Annotated in this window: 19 protein-coding genes; 1 reads left to right on the top strand and 18 read right to left on the bottom strand. The window is 37.9% G+C overall.

Annotation, left to right across the window (positions count from 1 at the left end):
- Nucleotide 1: 1 nt before the first annotated feature.
- From H9655_RS03930 to H9655_RS03880, 11 genes are all read right to left on the bottom strand, one after another.
- Entirely contained in the window at nucleotides 2-1,318 is a 1,317-nt protein-coding gene (locus H9655_RS03930) for a phosphoribosyltransferase family protein (protein WP_191811380.1), read from the bottom strand.
- Nucleotides 1,269-2,480 carry an HpcH/HpaI aldolase/citrate lyase family protein gene (locus H9655_RS03925; protein ID WP_191811054.1) on the bottom strand — a complete coding sequence of 404 codons (1,212 nt, stop codon included), beginning with the start codon at nucleotides 2,478-2,480 and terminating at the stop codon, nucleotides 1,269-1,271. The genes H9655_RS03930 and H9655_RS03925 overlap by 50 nt, the downstream gene beginning before the upstream one ends.
- A gap of 128 nt (nucleotides 2,481-2,608) precedes the next feature.
- A complete protein-coding gene (locus tag H9655_RS03920; RefSeq protein WP_191811052.1) occupies nucleotides 2,609-3,379 on the bottom strand; it encodes a TerC family protein in 771 nt (256 codons plus the stop codon).
- Nucleotides 3,380-3,469: 90 nt separating this feature from the next.
- Nucleotides 3,470-4,054 (bottom strand): YpjP family protein, encoded by a 585-nt coding sequence (locus H9655_RS03915; protein WP_404826066.1) that lies wholly within the window; start codon nucleotides 4,052-4,054, stop codon nucleotides 3,470-3,472.
- A 25-nt stretch (nucleotides 4,055-4,079) separates the two neighbouring features.
- Nucleotides 4,080-5,246 carry an LL-diaminopimelate aminotransferase gene (locus H9655_RS03910; RefSeq protein WP_191811050.1) on the bottom strand — a complete coding sequence of 389 codons (1,167 nt, stop codon included), beginning with the start codon at nucleotides 5,244-5,246 and terminating at the stop codon, nucleotides 4,080-4,082.
- A gap of 270 nt (nucleotides 5,247-5,516) precedes the next feature.
- Nucleotides 5,517-6,293, bottom strand: coding sequence for a class I SAM-dependent methyltransferase (locus H9655_RS03905; protein ID WP_191811048.1), 777 nt, complete (start codon nucleotides 6,291-6,293; stop codon nucleotides 5,517-5,519).
- A 96-nt stretch (nucleotides 6,294-6,389) separates the two neighbouring features.
- Complete coding sequence (locus H9655_RS03900; protein ID WP_095372850.1) at nucleotides 6,390-6,824, bottom strand: BrxA/BrxB family bacilliredoxin; 435 nt, start codon at nucleotides 6,822-6,824, stop codon at nucleotides 6,390-6,392.
- A 305-nt stretch (nucleotides 6,825-7,129) separates the two neighbouring features.
- Nucleotides 7,130-8,254 (bottom strand): conserved virulence factor C family protein, encoded by a 1,125-nt coding sequence (locus H9655_RS03895; RefSeq protein WP_191811045.1) that lies wholly within the window; start codon nucleotides 8,252-8,254, stop codon nucleotides 7,130-7,132.
- A gap of 83 nt (nucleotides 8,255-8,337) precedes the next feature.
- Nucleotides 8,338-10,221 carry an ABC-F family ATP-binding cassette domain-containing protein gene (locus H9655_RS03890; protein ID WP_191811043.1) on the bottom strand — a complete coding sequence of 628 codons (1,884 nt, stop codon included), beginning with the start codon at nucleotides 10,219-10,221 and terminating at the stop codon, nucleotides 8,338-8,340.
- Between the two features lie 240 nt (nucleotides 10,222-10,461).
- The gene (locus tag H9655_RS03885) at nucleotides 10,462-10,968 is read right to left on the bottom strand and encodes a hypothetical protein (RefSeq protein ID WP_191811041.1); all 507 of its coding nucleotides are present in this window, start codon (nucleotides 10,966-10,968) and stop codon (nucleotides 10,462-10,464) included.
- Nucleotides 10,969-10,992: 24 nt separating this feature from the next.
- The gene (locus H9655_RS03880; protein WP_191811039.1) at nucleotides 10,993-12,675 is read right to left on the bottom strand and encodes a formate--tetrahydrofolate ligase; all 1,683 of its coding nucleotides are present in this window, start codon (nucleotides 12,673-12,675) and stop codon (nucleotides 10,993-10,995) included.
- Between the two features lie 189 nt (nucleotides 12,676-12,864).
- Between H9655_RS03880 and metA the strand changes: the two genes are divergently transcribed.
- On the top strand, nucleotides 12,865-13,773 hold the full coding sequence (gene metA, locus H9655_RS03875) for a homoserine O-acetyltransferase MetA (protein WP_191811037.1): 909 nt from the start codon (nucleotides 12,865-12,867) through the stop codon (nucleotides 13,771-13,773).
- A 357-nt stretch (nucleotides 13,774-14,130) separates the two neighbouring features.
- On the opposite strand, the gene H9655_RS03870 is transcribed toward metA, so the two are convergent.
- The 7 genes from H9655_RS03870 to H9655_RS03840 all read right to left on the bottom strand — a co-directional run bounded on the left by H9655_RS03870 (nucleotide 14,131) and on the right by H9655_RS03840 (nucleotide 21,151).
- Nucleotides 14,131-14,823, bottom strand: coding sequence for an AIM24 family protein (locus tag H9655_RS03870; protein WP_191811035.1), 693 nt, complete (start codon nucleotides 14,821-14,823; stop codon nucleotides 14,131-14,133).
- Nucleotides 14,824-14,827: 4 nt separating this feature from the next.
- On the bottom strand, nucleotides 14,828-15,508 hold the full coding sequence (locus H9655_RS03865) for a class I SAM-dependent methyltransferase (RefSeq protein ID WP_191811033.1): 681 nt from the start codon (nucleotides 15,506-15,508) through the stop codon (nucleotides 14,828-14,830).
- A 110-nt stretch (nucleotides 15,509-15,618) separates the two neighbouring features.
- Nucleotides 15,619-16,041, bottom strand: coding sequence for a transcriptional regulator MntR (mntR, locus tag H9655_RS03860; RefSeq protein WP_191811031.1), 423 nt, complete (start codon nucleotides 16,039-16,041; stop codon nucleotides 15,619-15,621).
- 197 nt (nucleotides 16,042-16,238) lie between these two features.
- Entirely contained in the window at nucleotides 16,239-18,389 is a 2,151-nt protein-coding gene (locus H9655_RS03855; protein WP_191811029.1) for a DNA topoisomerase III, read from the bottom strand.
- A 195-nt stretch (nucleotides 18,390-18,584) separates the two neighbouring features.
- On the bottom strand, nucleotides 18,585-19,475 hold the full coding sequence (locus H9655_RS03850; RefSeq protein ID WP_191811027.1) for a metal ABC transporter permease: 891 nt from the start codon (nucleotides 19,473-19,475) through the stop codon (nucleotides 18,585-18,587).
- On the bottom strand, nucleotides 19,476-20,387 hold the full coding sequence (locus H9655_RS03845) for a metal ABC transporter permease (protein WP_191811025.1): 912 nt from the start codon (nucleotides 20,385-20,387) through the stop codon (nucleotides 19,476-19,478). It abuts the gene before it with no gap.
- A gap of 8 nt (nucleotides 20,388-20,395) precedes the next feature.
- Nucleotides 20,396-21,151 (bottom strand): metal ABC transporter ATP-binding protein, encoded by a 756-nt coding sequence (locus tag H9655_RS03840; RefSeq protein ID WP_191811023.1) that lies wholly within the window; start codon nucleotides 21,149-21,151, stop codon nucleotides 20,396-20,398.
- Between the last annotated feature and the right edge of the window lie 13 nt (nucleotides 21,152-21,164).

Raw genomic sequence — 21,164 nt, 5'->3', positions numbered from 1 at the left:
ATCACCTCACTCCTTTCAAAAAGACGACTTGAATACTAGGAATCTTTAACTGTTGTAAAAACTTGCTTAAAACCTGTGCATCTACTAATCTTTCAAAAAAGATAAATACTTCATCATATGTTTGCGGTGGAATATTATAAATATAATTCATCACTTCTTCTACTTCAGGGCTAGGAAAAGTCATACCAAAGCGTGCGCCATAGGATGATTTATTTTGGACATGAATAGGGCTACGGGTTGTACTTTGATACTTAACACTCCCAGCCATTAAGCTAGCTATTTTCATTGGCAAATACATAAACTCACCTGTACCGATACATAAAATATGTTTACCCTTACTCCTTTGATTAAGAAAGGTTGCAACCTTCTCTGCTTTTGCATTTAATAAATGATTCTCGTTACTATCTAACCCAAATCGACCACTTTCTGAAATATAAGGAACAGTGTTGAAGGGAGTTTTTTGATTTGCCGTAGGATAATACTTAGAAGCAAACAGCATAGGGTATTCTTTTTCTATGTAAATTTCATTAATTTCTGAAGATGGATGGTAAAGATCTACACTTTCTTCTTCCTTAATAACTGGATTCCCATCTACTTCAACTTCGCCAGCTAGAAGGGATATATGACGTATAGTGATATCTAGTGCTTCCTCTAATTCAATAAATGCATTCTTGTTGGCCTCATCTCTCCAATCAAGAATAGAAACGACGGTATAATTTCTCCTCGGAAACTTTTCATGCAATGATGTGATAATATTTCGAGCAGTCTTTCCAGTCGTCACCTCATCATCTACTAATATAATTTCCCGACTATTTTGCAACAAATGGGCATCGATATAACAACGATGAGAAGTAGCGTGTGAATGCTCTTCCTCAAAATGAATGATCGATTCAATGTTTAGAAGATCTTCTCTCGTGGTATGAAAATAATCGGCATTCGTAAACGCTTGGAAGAATGCTTGGCCGAGTGCGGTCGCAGTTTCTGCAAAACCAATAATGATGGGGGAATATTGATCGCCAATAAATGCCCTGTCACTAAATTTCCTTTGCTTATCTTTCAGTACATCCACAAATGGTGATGAAGGTGAAAGGTTTTTCCCTTCCACTTCCTTAAGGTAGCTTTCTGCTAATAACATTCCGGTTGCTAATCCTTTTTCCGGCGAGATAGGCAGATGCTTGCCTAACACTTTACTTACGAATAAAAAGGATCTTTTTTTATTCTTTCTTGCTGCCATCTGAAATAATTCATTGAAATTAAAATGGTAAGGATTATAATTGATATTTAGCTTCACCTGCATGGGCTCGATCACGTCTATCATGTGATAAGTGTTGGAAGAAATCAATTGTGTTGTATTGTTCATTTAGCACCCCGTAAACTCTTGATTTTAACTCAATATTTTTTGCCCAATAATAATGGGGCTTCATTTCGTTCATTTTGTTCTGACTCGCACTTTTCATCACACCATGGGCACCGTTTGCATGATTTAATATATCTATTGCATCATTATATTCTTCATAAGTCACAGTGTTTAAAGCTTGAACCGGCGTAATTTGCGTGGGATGAATAATCGTTTTTCCGATGATACCATTACTAATATCGAGCAATATTTCTGCTATAAACCCTTTCATTTCTTTCGGCAATTTGTTCATAAAAGACGAAGAATCCATCAGTTGCTCCGTTTGATTACTTAATATATTGACTTGTTCTTTAGAAACAAAATGCTCCCAAACAGGTCCAGAGAGCAAGTAAGTTTTAGGTGCCCTTTGGAAAAAGTTCATAATGTCTGCTATACAATCTCTCAAGACAGCAATATCATACAATGAAGTGGAAGTGTTTCTTCTTATTCCTAATAACCCACAAAAATCTGTCGCCCCAATCCGGATATTCAAAATTAAGTGAGCGTACTTATCGAATATTCCCTTTAGTTTTTGTAACTCTTCCATTCTTGTTTCTTTAAATAGAACTTCTTTCGTTTCAAGGATTGGCATCGCATATAATTCATGACCACTATTTCGTAAATCACTCACTTGTTGCAGCATTTCTTCACCATTGCTTGAAGAGAATTTTGGAATGACAATACCTGTTAGCAACTGCCATTCATCTTTAAATAAAGTAATTAACCGCACTAACTGTTCATTATTTCTTATGCGAATAAAAAGCAATGGCAATTCTTCTAATGTAATAAAGCCTCTAGAAATATCTTGTCGAAGTTTATGTAGTGAATGCTGTAATTCCTTTTCCGCTACTTCCACTTCCAGATCACCAATACTATCTTCCAAGCAAATGACAACTGACGTTAGACCAGCATGCTTTTTATTAATCAAATCTTGATGGATAGCAGGACGTGTGGCAGGCATATAAAGCGTGGCTGCTAATGCATATGCGAGCTCATTCTTCGTTGTGTATTTATTAAATGTCGTCGGTTCTTTAAAAAAGTACTGATCTAGTGCAGCTTGAGATAAATCTGTAAATAACCTCATATGCCAACTCCTTTTATTAAATAGTAGAAAATTTTAAGGTGGGGACCATGAAATATATGCAATTATTATAAGATATTGGAAGAGGTTGATGGAGTAAAAAAAGGGATGAAGCCATTCATCCCTTCTACTTATGAGCCTGCTGCTTCAGTACGTTTTCTCTTCGCGTGTACAATAAAAGTAATCGCAAAAACAATTACAAGTACGCCAAAGAAATACATATGATCAATGTGAATACCTGCTGCACTTAACAACATCTTTAAAGAGATTAATAGAATAAGAATATAAGAGCTTGTTTCAAGTTCAGGGACACGGTCAATTAATTTTAAGAACACCCCTGCAACACCCCTCATCATAATGATACCTAACATACCACCGACAAGAAGTACCCATATTTCTTGACTTACACCTAATGCTGCTAAAATGCTATCAATTGAAAAAGCAATATCCATTAATTCAACGGCAATAACGGTTCCCCAGAATGTGCCAAACAGACGTATTAATAAACCTCGTTGATTGATTCCTTCCAACGCTTTTTCATCTTCTGCTTCTTCTGCTTTCTTTTTGTCGATGAAATATTTAATGGCTAACCAGCCTAAGTATCCGGCTCCTAATACTTTTATCCACCAAAACTCAATTAAAAATACACCTACACCTATCGCTAAAAAACGGAAGAAATAAGCGCCAAGCAAACCATAAAAAAGGGCCCTTTTCCGTTGTTTTGGTGGCAGGTGCTTAACCATTACTGCTAAGACAAGCGCATTATCCGCTGAAAGCAACCCTTCTAAAATGACCAATGTGCCAATCAGCACCCATGCATCTGGTCTAGATAATGCCTCAACCCACATATCCCAATCAAAGAAACTTGAATAGGTATGTAGAATTCCATCGATAATTTCCATAGTGAATTTTTCCTCCTGATCAACTTTATGTACTATTGTTCCTCACCTAGTATATACGAATATGCACTAGAAAAGTTTCAATTTTCGAAATTAACTCATCCATTTTGGCGGGGTATTTTTATCCCAATAGATGGATCCGAGTTCATGGTGAGTTTGAAATTGATCATATGCAGTATGATAATGGAAATTAAACCAATAACCTTGTTGCGGCGGATGATCTCTTCTGACATGAAAACGAATGACATCTTTCTGTTTGGCCTCATCTGCTATATGAAAAATCCGTTCTGAAACGCCCGCAGAAGCCGTTTCAGTAATACTCAAATGATTTAGATTCTCCTCTGTATACTGCTCAGCTACTTCTGCAATCGCCTTTTCTATATTAGGTAGAATCACGATTTGAAATTCTGATTCAATGACCGGTTTAATTTTTTCGCCAAACTTTTCGAAAGAATGCTTTTCCGCGGAGTGAACCATTTCCTTTATAAACTCCTCCCTCGAAACTTGTGAAGCTTCTTCTCCACTTATATCTGGTAGGCTCTCAGCTAAAACTGCTTTTCTTGGTGTCTTATCTTCTTCATGCTGAACAGGTAATAAACTCGTTGGTGTCACCAATCCAAATGTAAGAATTGTCACCATAACCACTAATGATTTTCTTAACCAACTCGGCAAGTGTATCTCCTCCTCAGATGACTTTTATTATTTATTTAAAAATGCCACTATTCTCAATACGAGAAACAACCTCTAGTAATGTTTCTTCTGGTTGGACAATCCCCATGCGCACATACCCTTCACCCCATTCACCAAAGGCAATTCCAGGTGTTACAACGACACCTGCTTTTTCAATTAATTCAAGCGCGAATGGTTTAGACTTCATGCCAGCGGGTAATTTTCCCCATACAAACATCGACCCTTTTGGCAAGGCAACATCCCAACCTACTTCTCGTAATCCATCAATAAATAAATCTCTTCTCTTTCGATAAACCGCTCTCAGATCATCAAGAAAAGATGAATCATCAGCCAATGCCTGTACAGCAGCCATTTGAATAGGATAAAAAACGCCATAGTCAAGGTTAGACTTTAGGTTACTTAATAGAGAAATAACTTTACGATTTCCTGCAGCATAAGCCACACGACAACCTGCCATATTAAAGCTTTTAGATAACGAGTTCATTTCAATGCCTACATCCATTGCACCATCAACTGATAAAAAACTAATTGGCGCCTCTTCAAAATATAATTCAGAGTAAGCAAAATCATGGAGAATGACAATTTCATTTTTTTTCGCATAGTCTATGGCTTGTTCAAAGAATTCTTTTGTTGCCAGAGCAGGAACGGGGTTCCCTGGATAATTTAGAATCATTAACTTCGCTTTTTTACTAACTTCTTTTGGAATCTCACAGAAAGAAGGTAAAAAACCATTTTCTTCTTTTAATGGCATGCGGTACATTTGTCCCCCTGCTAGATTAACACCCGCTTCGTACGCTGTATAACCTGGGTCTGGGACGAGTACGATATCACCAGGGTTACAAAGCACCATTGGTAAATGGACCAAACCATCTTGTGAGCCCATCAATAACATTGTTTGTTCTTTTGCATCAAGGCTTACATCGTATTTTCTACTGTAATACTTCGCCACTGCCTCGTGAAACTCCGTAATCCCTTTTAATGTGTACCCATAAAGTTTTGGATCACTTGCCATTTCGCCGATGATCTTTGTTATAAATGGGGGTGGTGGCAAATCAGGACTACCGACACTTAAATCTATCATTTCTATGCCTTCTGCTAGTTTCTGTTGCTTGATTTCAGCTAATTCCGAAAAAATACTCTCTTGGAATTGCTCCATTCTTGCTGCTACTTGAATATTCATGTTCATTGCCTCACAAAATTTTTCTTCTATTCTACCATATTTTATCACTTTTTGGGCATTTGTTCATGATTAATTGCTGCTTTTTTGGGGGATATATACAAATAAGACAATAAGAAGGGGGAAGATACATAATGGATTCAAGCTGGATTGCGCTTGTTGGCGGGTTAGTATTACTTGCTTACTTTGTTTATATGTGCATCACTGATTAAAAAAAAAGATGGCCTTTAGTGTTTGATTGCTGTAGCCATTAGGAAGGCAACAGCAATCCCTTTATCTTTTTTCCCACACACCGTAATGGAATTTCGCTGATTTTCGTTTGATTTGCTGAAAAGCAAAGGCTTGGAATCTTTCACTACGGAAATGATCCTTCAATATCACTCTCTCTTTAGTCACGCGCTTCGCCTCATTGATCATTTCCTCAGTCAAATCACCTTTGTAGGTAATCGAGTGTAATGCATTGATATTTGTCGATTCTTTTATGGTTATTTCAAACATGGGGTCAATATAGACAACATCAAAGGAAGCATCAGGTAAGGATTTCAAGTAATCAATGGCTAAAGTATGAACGACTTCGATTCTTTCCATACTGCTTTTCATGACTGCATGATCGTTTGGCCATTCTTTGAGACCTTGACCAACCAAATACGCTATCACCTTACTTGCTTCTAACCCAATTACCTTCCCTGTCTCTCCTACAGTATAACTTGCCACAATGCTATCTGATGCGAGCCCAAGTGTACAATCAAGGAATGAAGATCCCGCTTTTAGTTGACAAATGTCTACAAAAGGGTCATGTTCCCCTTTTTGCAAACGCTTCAGACGAAACATCGCGGAACTAGGATGAAAGAAAAAAGGGTTTTCCTCACCGATTTTATATAGTTCCATTCGCTCTTTTCCAACGACAATTCCGTTCATTTCATATTGATTGACCATACTCTTAATTGTTCTTTTACTTCTATGTATGAAGGGGAGGTTGAGCGTTGTTGCTACCTGTTCTGCCTTATTGGTTTCGTTTGGATTTGTCCTTGCTGATGTCGTAACAAACATCAAACCACCTACTTATTTTAGTAAAATAAAAAGCAACAGTCAGGATTAGAGTGCTCCTAACTGCTGCATTCAATCTTTTTTATCGTGTGATGCTTTTTATAATTTATTATCAAACGCTGCTAATAAATTGTGCATGATTTCTTCCATAGAGTGATCTTCAATATCATGACGTGGAATAAAATGTACCACTTCTTTCCCTTTAAGAAGGGCCATAGATGGAGAAGAAGGCTCAATACCTGTGAAATATTCACGCATTTTTGCTGTTGCATCTTTATCTTGACCAGCGAAAACCGTCACTAAGTTGTCTGGTTTTTTCTCGGCATTTAATACCGCCTGAGTTACTGCTGGTCTTGCTAATCCTGCTGCACAGCCACAAACAGAATTCACGACAACTAATGTTGTACCTTCTGCTTGCTCCATATAGTCGTTTACTTCTTCTTCAGTTGTTAGTTCGCTAAAACCGGCCTGTACAAGCTCAGCTCTCATCGGCTTCACAACTTGTTTCATATACTCTTCATAAGCCATAGACATAAATATTCCCCTCCTTTACAAATGATTGCACAGTAAGCATACTATATTTCAAGCCTAGATTGCAAAGTTATCGTTCTCAAATATTAACGGGAAATTAAATGATAGAAAATTGGAAAACTCCAAATAAAAGATATTCATGACTATACAGAAGATTCTAGGTCCATTACAGGTGTCAACTTTTTGGCAATAATGTTCGTGCGGGTAGCTTCCTCTGACTACCTGTTGGATTTCCAAGGGCATCTTTACAATACTTTCCTAACAGACTCAAATAAAAAAGAACACCCGATTACAGGTGTCCTTCAAACTCATCCATTTTTTCGTGATTCCGTCATTTGCTTCCATACAGATCCTTTTGCTTCTTCGCCTTGCTCAATTCTTTCAATTGCTAGTTTAATTTGCAGACTTACTTCAAATTCTTGATCATTTTCAGCTGCTTTTAAAGCAGGAAGCGCTTTTTCATCGCCTACTTCGTATAAGAACATTGCTGCACGCCAGCGCACAAGCTTGCTTTTATCAGATAATGCTTCCATCATTTTTTCAGAAGCTTCAGGGAAGCCAAGATCTGATAAACAATCTCCCGCCGTTCTTCTCACTGTGACCGATTTATCTGTTAGCGCTTTATATAGATAAGGTAACACTTGAACGTCTTCAATCATCCCTAGATAAACAGTTGCTAATCTTCGCACAGATGCTTTTTCATCTTGAAGAGCAAAATCAAGTACGGCTAAATCATCTAACGTAGGATCCGCCATTTGTTCGAGCTTTTGATAGCGTATACGCCAGTCCTCGACTTTTAAGTCATCCGGGGTAAGTGTAAGACGTACTCTCGGTGCCAATGCTTCTTCTGATTCTGGACTTTGTGCTGCAGTGATGAGTGTTTTCACTCTTTCTTCTGGGTATGCTGCTAAAATTTCATCCACCACTTCTTTCCCTACTTGTTCGAATTCACCATAACGCACACCCAGTTCTTTCCACTTTCTCACCATAACTACATTATCATCAGGTGCTTGTGCTTCAGCTACAGCTTTAACATAAAGTTCTGGTAAGCCAAAGCGCTTTTCTTCTGTCCCATCTGTTAATTTCACTTGCATTGGGATGCCCTTATACATTTGCACAAAAGCTTGTACTTCGCCAAAATGTTCATTTACTTCCGTTCCCCCAGCAGTCTCAGCTTCTTCACCAAAGGCTGCTCTCACTTGTGGAAGTAAATCTTTCCAATCGAATTTCGCATTTCGTTCGACTGCAAGAAAATCGGCAACATGATAGACACCTTTAATCCCATCTATTTTTAAGATATCAACAATGACTTCTGGCGCGCCTTCAGCCTGACCTACTTTGTAATTATTGCTTGTCCCCATAGGCAGTTCTTTATCTAAAATCACCTTCATCGTATTCGGACTTGGTGTAGGTTCAATCGCTTTTATAATCAATGAAATCACCCTTTACTTTAATTCTTCTCTCATGATTATTATTCTAACATAAATCATCGTCTACTTTCATTTATCTACAATCATTAAGCATCTGCCCATTCAGACAGATAACTCCAACGTTCGATTAGATATTCTAAATCATGATTTAGCTTTTTTTGTTCATCCATGAGCTGTTGCGCTTTCTCGAAGTCACTACCAATATTGTTCATATCCTCATCGATTTCTTTCAAACGACTTTCAATCGCTTCCATTTTGTCATCGATTTGCTCCCATTCTCTTGCTTCATTATAGGAAAGCTTTTTCTTTTTCGGTTTACTTTCTTCCTTTACTTCTACTATTTTTTTCTCTTCTGCTTTTTTACTTGATTCTTGTTTTGATTTTTCAAGGTATTCACTATAATTCCCATAATAACTAGTTATTTCTCCATTACCTTGTAATACAAGTAATTGAGTGGCGACTTTATCGAGAAAATAACGATCATGTGAAACTGTTATAACCACACCAGCAAAACTTTCTAAATAATCCTCTAGCACCGTTAACGTCTGCGTATCAAGATTATTTGTCGGCTCATCTAAAAGCAATACATTCGGTGAAGTCATTAAGATTTTCAATAAATATAACCTACGCTTTTCCCCACCTGATAGTTTTCTAATTAATGTGCCGTGCATATAAGGCGGAAACAGAAAACGCTCAAGCATTTGTGCAGCAGATATCGTTTTTCCATCAGTTGTCTCGATTACTTCGGCCGCTTCCTTTAAGTACTCAATTACTCTTTTGCTTTCATCCATTTCTTCGCTTTCCTGTGTGTAATAAGCGATTTTAACCGTCTGACCGATGATTCTTTCACCATGATCTAACGGAAACTTGCCAGCTAAAATATTTAGAAAAGTTGTTTTCCCTGTCCCGTTTTGACCAATAATGCCTAGTCGGTCACCCGGCTTCACTAGCAAGTCATAGTTTTTTAGGATGGCTAAATCACCATAATATTTCGTCGCTGATTTCAACTCAAATACTTGCTTTCCTAAACGACTACCACTTAAAGACATATCTAATTTTTCACTTGAAGTAATATTTGTCAATTTTTCATCTAATTGATCAAAACGATCGATTCGCGCTTTTTGTTTTGTTGTCCGCGCCTTGGCACCGCGTCTCATCCACTCTAACTCTCTACGATATAAATTCCGTTGTTTATCGATGACAGCTGCTTCATTCTCCTCACGAATCGCTTTCGCCTCAAGGAATGCTCCGTAATTACCTTTATAACTGTATAATTGTCCCCCATCAAGTTCAAACATCCGGTTTGTCACACGATCAAGGAAATAGCGATCATGTGTTACAAGCAGAATCGCTCCCCGGTAGCGGGTAAGGTACTCTTCTAGCCATTGAACCGATTCATGATCAAGATGATTCGTTGGCTCGTCGAGAATTAATAGATCACTATCTTGTATCAACGTTTGCGCTAACGCTACCCGTTTTTTTTGTCCACCTGACAATTCACCAACTTTTTTTTCAAAGTCGGTAATACCTAGTTTTGTTAAGATCGTTTTGGCGTTTGTACTTGCCTCCCAGCCATTATTAGCATCTAATTTTTTTTGTAATTGGAAAAGATGCTCCTGTACTTCAGTATGATCTGGATGTTCATGCAAAGTTATTAATGCTTGCTCATACTCTCTTAAAAGCACGAGTAAAGGAGAATCGCCTGCAAATACTTGTTCAAGTATAGTCAATTGTTCGTCTAATTTAGGTTCTTGTTCAGCATAGGAGACTGAATAATCCTTAGGCGCAATAATCTCTCCAGCATCAGGCAAATCAATACCAGCGACGATTTTTAACAGTGAGGACTTTCCTGTTCCATTTACTCCAATTAAGCCTACGCGATCATTTTCGCCAATAGTAAAATTAATTTGCTTAAATAGCTCTTTTTCACCGTAAGTTTTTGTTATATTTTCTAAAGATATATTTTTCATTTCGACCATCCATTCATTAATCTATCTAAACCAGCTATTTTGCGGTTAGGCTATTAACTATTCTAATAGCTAATTGTAACATGAAAAATGACGATTCGTGATATATTCATGCTTAACAACTTTACTCATACAATTTTTTATATAAAAAAGGCCGAGACATTAGGGAAGTGGATTTATCTACTAAGCTCAGCTTTTCAGCCTTGCCATGTAATAAATCCATTCACCTATTGCCTCAAACCTCTAATATTGATCTAATACTATTAATGTTTGTTGTGTGTGATCAATTAAATCAAGTAAGTCTTCTAGTTGATCTTCTGTTATCAATCTGTCAAATTTGACCACTATCTCTTGTGTCCATTCATTCTCTAACTTTATTAACCGTTGTTGAATAGTGCGGCGATTCCCCCATTGTTTAACAACTTGCTCGTAAGCTGATTCTAACTTATTTTCATCCTGCTTCTGCAGGATAAAAGAAATGGAAAGATGAGCGCCAATTTCATTTGCAAATGGCTGCGGAGCCTGCAACTCCGCCGTGATTTGCTGCAAATTTGCCTGTAAGGTTATTTTAGCAGATAAAGTGTGAGTAACGGTTGTATCCGTAAAAGTGATGTCATAACATCGGCTAAATTTCGCTAGATTCATCCAATCATTTCGATCGATTATCTTCATTTCACCGGTTAGATCAAAATCATAGAGATGCCCCTCTAAAACAACCTTCATATTATCAAAAGCTATTGGGTCAAACAATGTATCAATTCCCCTTTATATTGATTAAAATAATCCTTTCGCTTGTCCATGTTTATCCACATCCATTTGCATCGCCGCAGGTACTTTAGGTAACCCAGGCATTGTCATCACCGCTCCTGTTAATGCCACAATAAAACCGGCACCTACAGAAGGCTTTAATTCTCTTATAGTTATCGTAAAGTCTGAAGGAAGACCTAATTTTGTGGCATCATCGGATAATGAGTATTGGGTTTTAGCCATACAAATAGGGAGATGAGACCAGCCAAAGCGTTCAAAATCGGCTAATTGTTTCTTTGCCAACGGAGTAAACTCCACTCCACTAGCACCATACACATTTTTAGCAATTGTTTCAATTTTTTCTACTAAGCTGTCATGTAAATTGTAAAGTGGCGTAAACGAATGGTCTGTTTTTGCAATTTGTTCTAAAACTTTCTCTGCTAACTCTAAACCACCTGTACCTCCTTCTGCCCATACTTCGGTTAGAGACCACTGCATATTTTGCTCCTCACATAACTCTTTAAAAGTCGCAATTTCATCTGTAGAATCACCATTAAAGCGATTAAGTGCGATCACGTACGGTAATCCAAAACTCTGAACTGTTTCAACATGCTTTTTCAGATTAGCAAACCCATTTGCTAGTGCAGCCGTGTTCTCTGAAGCGAGATTTTCCTTTGCGACGCCCCCATGCATCTTAAGTGCACGAATCGTTGCCACAATGACAACTGCATCAGGACTGACACCCATATTTCTCGCTTTTATATGTAAAAATTTCTCTGCTCCTAAGTCGGCGCCAAATCCCGCTTCTGTTACAACATAATCAGCTAACTTCAAAGCAGTATTTGTCGCGATAACACTATTACAACCGTGCGCAATATTCGCAAATGGTCCACCGTGTATAAGTGCAGGTGTATGAGCTAAAGTTTGGACTAAATTAGGCTTTATCGCCTCTTTTAATAACAGGGTTAAGGCACCTTCCGCACCTAAATCAGCCACCGTAACCGGTTGTTTGTTCCTATTATAAGCAATAATCATTTTGCCTAGTCTGTTCTTCAAATCACCTAGATCTTTTGCTAAACAAAGAACTGCCATTACTTCAGAGGCAACTGTAATATCAAAGCCATCTTCGCGCGGAATACCTTGGGCAGGACCACCCAGGCCAACAATGACATTTCTTAGCGCACGATCATTTAAATCCATCACTCTTTTCCAAATGATTCTTCTCTGGTCAATTTCAAGATCATTTCCTTGTTGGATATGATTATCGATTAAGGCAGATAAGGCATTATTTGCTGTTGTAATCGCATGGATATCACCTGTAAAATGAAGGTTAATATCTTCCATCGGCACGACTTGTGAATATCCGCCTCCTGTCGCTCCACCTTTAATGCCCATTGTTGGGCCTAGAGATGGTTCTCTCATGGCTATCATCGACTTCTTGCCTAGCAGACTTAATGCATCACCTAATCCTACAGTAACAGTTGATTTTCCTTCTCCTGCAGGTGTGGGATTAATGGCTGTAACAAGAATTAATTTCCCATTTTCCTTTTCTTCAACTCTTTTAAGTGTTTCAGCCGTAAGTTTCGCTTTATATTTACCAAAATGCTCTAGATCATCGGTCGTAAGTCCGAGCTTTTCTCCAATTTGGTTAATTGGTTTCATTGTTGTCTCTTGGGCAATTTCAATATCTGACTTCACATATTTCCCCATCGCTCTACCTCTCCTCTATACCAGTTGTCACTTGCAAGCGTTACTATTGTATCATTTCCTAAATCTAAATAATGATATATGAAGAGAAATTTTCAAATTAATTATAATTTTAAGGTTTCAAGGTTGCTCAATAAGTTAAACGTCTTTATAATAAGTTTATTGAAATTTCACACAGTAGGGGATGATCGCTTGCCAATTACCATTCCACAAGGACTTCCAGCACGGGAAATTCTCGAGGAAGAACAAATATTCATTATGGATGAAGGTCGCGCTAAGGGGCAAGATATTCGCCCATTAAACATACTTATACTTAACCTCATGCCGCAAAAAGAAAAAACAGAAACGCATTTATTAAGGTTATTGGGTAATACACCACTTCAAGTGAATATTACCTTGTTAAAAACCGTTACACATCAATCGAAAAATACAAGCCACATACATCTTGAGCAGTTTTATTCAACATTTTCTGAAATCAAACAAAAAAAATTTGATGGCATGATTATTACGGGTGCCCCAATTGAATTACTCTCCTTTGAAGAAGTCGATTATTGGGAAGAGTTAAAAGAAATAATGGACTGGACGAAAACCAATGTCACAAGCACACTCCATATTTGTTGGGGAGCGCAAGCAGCACTTTACCATCATTTCAATATTAATAAATTTGAGCTACCAGAAAAATGTTTCGGTGTCTTTGATCATGATGTAGAAAATTGGTCAGAAAACTTATTACGCGGGTTTGATGACACTTTTGTCGCACCCCATTCAAGGCATACGGATATATCATTAGAAGAATTAAAGAATCATAGCAAGGTCAAAGTTCTTGCTGCATCACCTCAAGCGGGTGCTTTTATTATGAGCGCCAATGAAGGTAAACAAATTATGATTACTGGTCATCTTGAATATGAAGCAACCACACTTGCTGAAGAATACGAGCGAGATCGGGCAAAAGGATTACCCATAGCCATTCCGAATCACTATTATCCCAATGATGACCCAACCAAGGCGCCAAAAAACAAATGGCGTTCGCATGCCCATCTATTATTCTCCAACTGGTTAAATTACTATGTTTATCAAGAAACACCCTATGAATGGGATTAAAAATAGCCAATCCGTGTGGCGTCATACGGATTAGCTATTTTTTATTTTAAATACGTTGTGAATGGGAAATGATTTTGAATGAGTAGGCATTTGAAAGATGAGTGGATTCGATTCTGACAAAAACAAGTCAAAATAGCCATCTCAAAAAGAATTTTGATTACTTCCGCATTGAGCATAATATAACGATTATAGAGCGATTCCGCTTAGGAACTGGATTTCATTATGGCAGCATTATCAGATCGGTTTTTTTCCAAAACGGTGTTTCTCCTTTTTGCACTGCTCCCTTAGGTCATTTTCATTGCTCGTCTCTCTTTTGAGGCAATTCCGCCAAACAACCATTTCATTTTTCCCTAAATGCTAATTCTGCTGGACATAGCCACCTTCTTCAAATGGTTGGACAACGACAAAACCTTCGCCTGAAAATTTCATTTGTACTGAGTCCCCGCTCCCACGGCCGACAAATGTTTTGAATGAGACATCCGCAACGAATTCCGGTTGCAAATGGCCAGACCAAGCGACCGTTGCATGGGGATCTGTTAATACTGGTTTATCGTGCGTTACCTTTAGTGTTAATGGTTCATAGTGAGTCGTTATTGCAGCCATTCCCTCCCCTTCTAGGCGAATATTGAAAAGCCCACCTGAAACGATGCCTGCTACTTTTCTCATCAGCTTGACGTCCCACTTCAAACTTGGCTCAAACGCTAATAAATCATTGGCACTAACACATAATGTATCATTATGAAAACGGATAATAGAAATCTTCTTTCCTTGGTCCGCTAAATAGAGTTTCCCTCTACCTGTTGCCTTCATAAGAGCTGTGCTTTCCCCAGAGAAAGCACGTTTGAACATTTTCCCAATTCCATGTTCTAAAATACCTTCGCGAACAAATTTGATTTGGCCTTCATAGGCAATCATGGAACCTGCTTTTGCCCAAATCTGTTGTTGTAAGTTTACTTCTAATAAGCGATCCGTTTCTAACTCAAATAACCCTTGACCTCTATCTTCTTGCTCTGTTTTCTCAATAAACTCTGATAATGAGTACCTACTCATAAGCTCACTCCTTTTGAAAAATAAAAATCCACATAAATGATAATGATTGCTGCAATTGAAGAGGTAATCCTCCTTTAGGTAATAACTCTGCAGCTTTTTTATATACACCTTGCTCTGCCACCTTTTTCATTGGAAGTCCTTGCATGAGCTGTTCAAACTCCCATGGCATCATCGTGTTACAAATAACCTTTTCTCCTAGTAATCTCGGAAAACTATTGTTTCTAGGCCCGGCAGTTGGTCCAAGTATCCCAAAACACCCATACCCACCCGGCTTCAATACTCTCACAGCCTCTTTCATTGCATGATACGGATCTTCCGTCCATTCCATAGAATTAATTGCCAACACACCATCAAAATGATGGTCAGCAAATGGAAGTGCCGATAAATCGCCTTTGATAAAATGGTTTTCATTCGTGTCGTTCACACGTTTTGCCTTCATTATCATTTCATCAGATACGTCGACCCCGATCACTTTGATTGCATGTGTTGAAAGCTTATAAGCCCCCATCCCATCACCACACCCAAGGTCACATACATGATTATTCGCTTTTAAATATTGGAGGAAGAGTGGGATAATTTCCTTGCGGCTCCCTTCATTCCACATACTTGCCGATCTTTCATGCCAGCTATCCGACCGTTTATCCCATTCAGTAGCGGATGCCTTTTTCCAATCAAATTCAGCCATCAAATATTCACCTAACCCTTTTTATACCTATTTCGAATTAAAAAATTTAATTTTCTGTCTATATAAATGATAAAAAAAAGCAGAGTTATCCACCCTCCATAACTCCGCTTTTATTCTTCTTCATTTTTTCGTTGTACAACTCTTAGTGACTCTACTCTATCTTCATTCTCTTCGAAAAACTGTACTAAATCACCAATGCGGTCAATCGCATCCCAACTTAAATGATGTTCAATTCCCTCAACATCTTCATATATATGCTCTTCTTTCACACCAATAATACGAAGCATTTGCTCTAATAATTCATGGCGATAAACAAGACGTTTGCCTATTTTTTTTCCTTTTGTCGTTAATACTAAACCACGATACTTTTCATATACGAGATATTCATCTTTATCTAATTTCTGCACCATTTTTGTGACTGAAGAAGGGTGGACAGATAATGCTTCTGCGATATCAGAAACGCGTGCATAGCCTTTTTCTTCAATTAACAAATAGATTTGTTCTATATAATCTTCCATACTAGGTGTTGGCATGTGGATCCTCCCAAAAAAGGCTAACATCTATGATAAACGATATTTGTTACATACAGTATAGCCACTTACTTTATCAAAAAAAAGCATAATGATAGTGGTTTCATACGTAGATATAACGCAAATGAAAAACCACTACTTAAAATATTACTATAAGAATCCTCTTGAAACAAGGAAGATATGGGAATAGACGGAAAGAGTTAGTTTGGAAACTTAAATTTTATTTTATTTTCTTTATTATCCCATAGCAATGCTGCGGCAAACAATTTGTCCTTCCCTTGGAAACCTTCCAGCACGTCTGTCTCACCACTTTTTAATAGTTGTTTAACGATTTTTTGTGTCATTGACTTACCAAGAATTTTCTTAGATAAGGTAAATGTACAATTCTTTTTCTGATAGTTGCTGCAACCAAAAAATTTACCCTTGTCTACCACTTGACCTTCACATAATGGACATTTGCCTAATGGCGATTGTCGCTTTTTCTTAAATGTTTTTGGGATAAATTGTTCTTTGTCTGCATCAGAGAATATCCATTCATTCGTTGCTTCTTTCGTAGCGGCAATTAAATGATGGACCATTTGACTCGTTTGATCCATAAATTGTTTAGGTGATGCCTCTCCTTTAGAGATTTGCTTTAAGCGTTGCTCCCATTTCGCCGTCATTTCAGGAGATGCTAATATCTCTTTACCCACCGCAATAATGAGGATCTTTGCTTTTGAAGTGGCATAGACCATATTCTTTTTCACATCAATATAACCACGATCTTTTAGCATCGTAATAATGCCAGCTCTTGTGGCTTCAGTTCCAAGTCCTTCTGTCTGCGTTAATACCTGTTCAAGTTCTTTATCATCAATATGTTTGCCTGCTGTTTTCATCAATGTGATTAATTGACCTTCAGTGTATCGTTTAGGAGGCTGTGTTTTACTCTCTTTTACTTCTGTTTTTTCTGTTATACCATTATCTCCTTTATTTAATAAGGGGAGATTCACATCTTTATCTTTCTCAACTGGAGAAATCACTTGGCGATAGCCTTGATCAACAATTACTTTTCCTTTAGAAATAAACATCGCTCGCTCATCAACCAAAGTTTTGATTGTCGAGTACTCGATTATTGCTTTCTTATGGTGAGCTGCGATGACACTTTTCGCAATTAGGTCATAAAGTTTTTTCTCCTCAGATGCAAGTTTAGCAAAGTCTGGAATTTGCTCAGTCGGAATAATGGCATAGTGGTCAGTGACTTTCTTTTCATCCACATAGCGCTTATTCTGCGCAATCGATGAAAACGGCAATGGAAAGAAATCCTCATAATCTTTTAATTTTGCATAACGAGCCAAAATTTGTGGTAATGTGTTTGCTTCCTCCGTGGTAATATGCCTTGAATCGGAACGAGGATAAGAAACCCATCCTTTTTGGTATAACTTTTGGAGAATATCAAGTGTTTTCTTAGGTGAGAATTTATGACGCCGATTCGCTTCTGCTTGAAGTGCTGACAAATTATACAATTGAGGCGGTAGAAATTCTTTCTTTTCCTTTTTTATATCTGCGATTGTTGCTTCCTTCCCTTGACAAAACAAAGCAATTTTCTCAGCTAATGCGCTGTCCATAATACGACTATTACCTTTATCTTCCCATTTCCCTTTATATTTCTTTCCAGTGATGTCAAAGGTTGCTTCTACCTCCCAAAAAGGTTCAGAAACAAACGCTTCAATTTCAAGCTCCTTCTTTACAATCAATGCTAATGTAGGTGTTTGGACTCTCCCAACCGAGAACACATCTGAGAATCCTTTTTGTTGTAATAATAAAGTATATAATCTAGAGGCATTCATTCCAACAATCCAATCAGCACATGACCTCGTATATGCTTCAAAAAAAAGATTTCTTGTATCTTCTTCATTTAATAACTGTTGAAACCCTTTTTTAATGGCATTCGGCGTTAATGAAGAAATCCATAATCTCTTCATTGGCAAATTTGACTGTGCTTGACGCAATATATTTCTTATAATCAGCTCACCTTCTCTACCTGCATCTCCCGCATGAATGACTTCATTCACCGCTGGATGTGATAAGAGCTTTTTAATTACATGGAATTGCTTTATTTTATCTTTGGAGACTTCATGCTGAAACTGGTTAGGTAGAAGAGGGAGTGTATCTAATGTCCATTTTTTCCATGTTGAATGATATACTTCAGGAGGAGAGAGTTGACATAAATGGCCGATTGCCCATGTAATATAGCCACCGTCTGTCAAGATCGGATTAGGAAGAATTTCGATATAGCCCTGGTGTTTCTTTTTGGGGAAAACAGATGCGAGTGTAGCTCCTTGGTCTGGTTTTTCTGCAATAATTAGTTTCATTCTTACTCTCTTTTCTATCAAAATAGTATGTTTCTATCTTACTAAAAAATGAGAAGAAAGCAAGAAGTAAAGCGTTCGATGTTGTAAGTCGGTTACTAAAAAAGATTTATTGCATCCCCCTACGTGTAACCCCTTTTTCAACTAAAATAAAGGCTGTTATCCAATATAACAGCCTTTATCAAATATGAACACGATTTAAGTAGCGTTGGTTCTTGTTCGGAATCGTTTTTGATTGATTTTTTTACCTAATAGTCCTTTTGTTGGTGAAAAGATAAACACGAGCGCGAATAGGACCCCACTCATCATCGCCATTGAACCAGAGATTGAACTGTCAATCCAGGTAGCTACATAATAACCACTAATCGCTGCTAGTACGCCGAAGAAAGCACTTAAACACAGCATATGACTTAACTTATTAGTTAATAAATAAGCAGAAGCACCTGGAGCGATTAACATCGCCACGACAAGTATGGCCCCAACACTATCAAATGAAGCGACAGTTGATACTGAAACCATGCCCATCAATAAGTAATGAATAAACATAACTGGCATACCAATAGCTGCAGCTAGGGCAGGATCAAAAGATGTAATTTTTAGTTCTTTATAAAATAACATCATTAAAATAATATTTAATATCAGTATACTCATTAACATGATGAATGCTTTTGGAAGCGGTGGTAAAAAGGCGATCTCCACCATATCAAATGGAACAAAGGCAATTTCGCCCATTAAGGCATGATCGACATCTAAATGGACACTATCAGCAAACACTGTGATAAGTATCACGCCAATGGCAAAAAAGAATGTAAATACCACACCAATGGATGCGTCTTCTTGAATGCCCTTATGATTAAGAAATTGTATAAGCATAGCCGTAAATAAACCAACCACTGCAGCACCTATGAGCATATAAAGACCATTCATTGATTGACTGATTAGAAAAGCAAGCACTATCCCTAATAAAACCGTATGACTAATTGCATCGGCGAGCATCGCCAACTTCCGTAAAATGAGAAAACAGCCGATTACGCCACAAGTAATGCCTACTAATGATGCAACAATCATTATCCAAATTTCATAACTCATCTACTTCACCTGCCCTTGTTCACGAAGAAGCTGGTGATTAGTCATTCTCCGTTTAATTTTAAGTGTGATTATACCACGGGCTGGTGCAAACAGAATGGATAGAATAAAGATAATTGTAGCAGTTACTACGATAAATGGGCCAGTTGGAATCCCTCTATCTAGTGAACTAATTAAAGTACCAATCACACCTGATATCGCTCCGAATAAGCCAGAAATCATGACCATTTTACTAAGCGAATTCGTCCAATAACGGGCGGATATCGCAGGTGTAATTAATAAGGCCGCCATCAGAATGACACCGACTGCCTGGATGCCGATTACCACAACAGCTACTAAAAGTGTCATAAATAAAAAATTCAACGCGCTAACCGGTAAACCTAAACCTTTAGCAAATTCCGCATCAAAAGTAATCAGTTTAAATTCTTTAAAGAAAATAATAGTCACGATAAGCAATAATGCCGCAGCCCCTGCCATTAATTTCACATCACTACTGACCATTCCTGCTGCCTGACCAAAGATAAAAGAATCTAGACCACTTTTATTGCCAGAAGGCATTTGCTGTACTTTTGTTAATAAGACAATACCTACGCCAAAAAACGTGGATAGAATTAAACAAATGGCAGTATCTTCTTTTAAAATAGAAGCGGAGGCAATGTATTGAATACAGTAAGCCGCTAGTAAACCTGTCACGGTCGCTCCTATTAAAAGGATGATGAGTGACCGCTCACCTGTTAACATAAACCCGATACAAATTCCTGGTAATGCAGCATGAGCTACGGCATCTCCGATTAAGCTTTGTTTTCTTAGTAAGGCAAAACTTCCTAAAATACCGCTTGCTAAACCTAGAAGAAGCGTACCAATTAACACCCACTGCGTATTTGCTGCTAGTAGCATTTGCCCTATTTGTTCCATCACTCATGTCACCTCGTTTGTTCCACCATTACTTTTCCTTTATCTAAAAAAGCAAGCTTGCCCCCGTATGTTTGGTGTAATTGTTCTAATGTAAAGACCTCTTCTGTTACACCAGATGCTATGACTTCTTTATTTAATAAAATACAATGATCAAAGTATTCTTCAACTGTTTGTAGGTCGTGATGAACAACAATGACCGTTTTCCCTTGATCTTTAAGATCGGTTAATAATTGTATAATCGCTTTCTCTGTCGCTGCATCCACACCGACAAAGGGTTCATCCATAAAGTAAACTTGTGCATCTTGAACGAGCGCTCTTGCTAAGAATACTCTTTGCTGTTGTCCCCCGGACAATTGACTAATTTGCCTATTGGCGTAAGCATCCATTCCCACTTTCTTCAAACTTTCTTTTGCGAGTGCCATATCCTCTTTACCTGGTCGTTTAAACCAACCGATATGGCCATACCGCCCCATTAAGACAACATCCAATGCACTTGTTGGAAAATCCCAATCCACTGATCCTCTTTGGGGCACATAACCAACAAGACGATCTTTTGCTCTGTAAGGTTTTCCGTATATTTTTATGTCACCCGACACTTTAGGAATTAGGCCCAATATCGCTTTAATCAAAGTAGATTTCCCAGCACCATTCGGTCCGATAATTGCAGTTAAACTCCCCTTTGGTACAGAGAATTGAATATCCTTTAATACTGCAGTTTTATCGTAAGCTACGGTCAATTTTTTTATTTCTATTGGATTTGTCACTCTAATCACTCCT

Source organism: Cytobacillus stercorigallinarum, from assembly GCF_014836495.1.
GTDB lineage: Bacteria > Bacillota > Bacilli > Bacillales > Cytobacillaceae > Cytobacillus > Cytobacillus stercorigallinarum.
The sequence above is the reverse complement of the archived record's forward strand: the minus strand, read 5'-3'. Positions and strand labels throughout refer to the sequence as shown.